The organism is uncultured Jannaschia sp. (genome assembly GCF_947494055.1).
Classification (GTDB): Bacteria; Pseudomonadota; Alphaproteobacteria; order Rhodobacterales; family Rhodobacteraceae; genus Jannaschia.
Genome location: NZ_CANLTR010000175.1, coordinates 1 through 547 on the forward strand (window position 1 = coordinate 1; position 547 = coordinate 547).

Below are 547 nucleotides of genomic sequence, written 5' to 3' on the forward strand. Positions count from 1 at the left end.
CTAGGTGTTTAATCCCACGGTTTGATGGTGTGATCCTTTCGAAGGAATGGAAGGAAGCCCTATGGGACAGGTTCGTCACGGGAGCGCCACGACCACGTTCGCCGTCAGAGCTGCAATACAGCGATCCACTGCCCGGCAGGGTCATGCGCAGCATGATCCCGAGAGGGGCAAGCTTCGCTCGCGCAGCTGAGCGGCGAGTTGGGGATCAATCCCAAGACGGTCGCCAAGTGGCGGAAGCGGGCGACAGTCGAGGATCTGAAGACCGGCCCAAAGGAGCCGCGCTCTACGGTTCTGACCGAGGCAGAGGAGGCAATGATCGTCGCGTTCCGGCGTCACACGCTACTGCCGCTGGACGACTGCCTTTATGCTCTGCAGCCGACGATCCCGCACCTGACGCGCTCGGCGCTGCACCGGTGCCTGCAGCGGCATGGCATCTCACGCCTACCGGACGTCGAGGGGGACAAACCAAAGCGGCAGAAGTTCAAGCGCTACCCGATCGGGTTCTTCCACATCGACATCGCCGAGGTTCAGACCACGGAAGGAAAGC

At 62.0% G+C, this 547-nt stretch carries 1 pseudogene; it reads left to right on the forward strand.

The features are described 5' to 3' along the window. Positions 1 to 61: 61 nt before the first annotated feature. Positions 62 to 547, forward strand: a pseudogene (locus Q1A87_RS23730) (IS481 family transposase); the annotation flags it as partial.